The following is a 2,066-nucleotide window of genomic DNA, read 5'->3' on the forward strand; positions in this document are numbered from 1 at the left end:
GACGTTTCCTCACCGCCGTCGAGGAGGCTGTTGCCGACACCGTGGCCACCGGCCAGCAAAGGGACCACACCACCCGCGACGGGCAGCACTACGTTGTCTGCGAACCACTGATCTCATTCCGAGGCCACGTCCACGGCGTCTGGGTCTGGGTGGGCGGTCTCGACCAAGAACCCCCATCCCGCGACCTCGCCGGGGCCTGGCACTTCAACCTCACCACCGACACGATCGGCGGCAGCGACGGACTCCTCGACCTCTACGGGGTCCCAGCGGACCAGCGGCAGACCGAACGAGCCACCGCCGAAGCCTTCACCCGACTCATCCCCAACGTCGACGGTGCGCAGGCCATGGCCTTGCTCGTCCGCTCACGTCCTGGCGACGAACACCAAGCTGTGTGGGCCATCCGCCGCGACGACGCCGAGGTGCGCGCGGGCCACCTCTCATGTCGAGCGATCCTTGAGACCACCAACGAGGGCCCTGAGGTCGTCCTCCGCGGGATCACCCACGACATCGGCCCCGCGGACGCCACACCCGCAGCTCCTCCCCCAGCGATACTCGAACATCGCGTCCTCGAGAGCATCGCCCGACCCGGGGAGCACCGCGCACTGGTCAACCTCGCCACCCTGCGCATCCTCCGGTGGATCGACAACCCCCTTCCCGACCTCCACTGGACCCACGACCCCCACCGACCGGACCCCCGGTGGATCCACCCAGACGACCAGCTCGCCGCCGAGCAGCTGTCGGACTCGCTGCGCACCGGTCGCACTACCGGTCAGCTGCGGCTCGCTCGAGTGCCTAACGGCTGGCTCGACGTCGACATCGTCGCCAACATCATTCTGCTCGACCAGCACACCACCGCCGGGCTGTTCACTCTCAGCCTCGCGCAGCCCTGATCGCTGAACCCACGTCGTCCGGGCTGACGCCGAGCGCCTCCCCCAGCTCGACCAACGCCGCACGGGGAGGGAGGTGCTCGATGTCGCCCCCCTCCCAGCGCTGATACGTCGTCAACGACAGGTGCGCGGCCTTCGCCACGCTAGCCGCAGTCTTCCCCGCGAGCACTCGGAGCCGCCGCAGGTCCGCGACACCAATGAGAGGGGTCAGTAGATCAACCGGTTGCCGGTCGAGCACCGCCGCCAGCCGGTGCAAGGTCTCTGGGCGAGGCTCTGCCGTCCCGCACTCCCACTTCGACACCCGGTCTCCACCGGCGACCCCCACCAGCCGTGCTAGCTCCTGCTGCGTCAACCTAGCCGCGATCCGTGAGTCACGGATCGCAGACGGATTCACCAGGCCACCCGGCGTCACCTAGGCACGCCAAGTACAAGGGCTGCACAGGGGACGCGCGAACCCAGGCGCATTCGGAGCGACGGGCTTGGCGGCCACTGGCTGCCCTCAGCGCGAGAGGCAACGCCCTCCGACCCTGAGGCCCAGCACGCGTCAGCGGAGTCGTGGCGTCCGTAGGGACGCTCAACAGAGGGTTCCGATCCAAGGTGCGATTTCGACAGCGCAAGACTCTGCCCCCGCACGAGTCCGGACCCCACCACTCGCCTGGGCACTAGGTCTTGCTGCTGCCCTGGACACGGAACCCGGCACTGCCCACCTCCTCCGGGTTTCGGTCTGGGACGGTCGCACAATCACCCCGTGCACGGCATTGTGCCGGACCAAGGTCCGGCGGGTTCGAACAAGGGGCCGTTGCGCCGCCCGCGAACACGGCAAACGCGAGGTCATGGCGTCCCCCGTCCCGCGCGCTACAACCAGGCCCAGTGACCATCAGCAAGCATGTCTGAGGCATTAGACGGTGAAGGAAGGGGTCACCACGATGACAGCCACCACGAGACGGACCTACGAGTCGATCACCCAGGCGGCTGAACGCACGGGGGTCAGCCCACGGACGCTCCGACGACGCATCGCTGACGGGAGCCTGCGCGCCTACCGGCTCGGACCGCGCATCATCCGCCTCGACGCCACCGAGGTGGACCAGCTGATGGTCCCAGTCCCCACAGCCTGAACGACTCGACGACTCGACGACTCGACGACGTTGGGCTGACGTGATTCAGCCAGCGTCAGCTGCC

General features: G+C 68.2%; 3 protein-coding genes. 2 read left to right on the forward strand and 1 reads right to left on the reverse strand.

Annotation, left to right across the window (positions count from 1 at the left end; all coding sequences use genetic code 11):
- The coding region (locus tag Q0R63_RS17560) for a GAF domain-containing protein (RefSeq protein WP_295700177.1) at positions 1–890 on the forward strand (890 nt) is incomplete at its 5' end.
- Here the strand turns inward: Q0R63_RS17560 and Q0R63_RS24670 are convergent.
- Complete coding sequence (locus Q0R63_RS24670; RefSeq protein ID WP_366521166.1) at positions 871–1,299, reverse strand: helix-turn-helix transcriptional regulator; 429 nt, start codon at positions 1,297–1,299, stop codon at positions 871–873. The genes Q0R63_RS17560 and Q0R63_RS24670 overlap by 20 nt on opposite strands.
- A 514-nt stretch (positions 1,300–1,813) precedes the next feature.
- Between Q0R63_RS24670 and Q0R63_RS17565 the strand changes: the two genes are divergently transcribed.
- Complete coding sequence (locus Q0R63_RS17565) at positions 1,814–2,002, forward strand: excisionase family DNA-binding protein (RefSeq protein WP_295700180.1); 189 nt, start codon at positions 1,814–1,816, stop codon at positions 2,000–2,002.
- Positions 2,003–2,066: the final 64 nt, after the last annotated feature.

The organism is Lapillicoccus sp. (genome assembly GCF_025353065.1).
Lineage (GTDB): Bacteria > Actinomycetota > Actinomycetes > Actinomycetales > Dermatophilaceae > Lapillicoccus.

Excerpts from the sequence above, each read along its gene's own strand:
- Q0R63_RS17565 (WP_295700180.1), top strand. The coding sequence starts at position 1,814 with ATGACAGCCACCACGAGACGGACCTACGAGTCGATCACCCAGGCGGCT.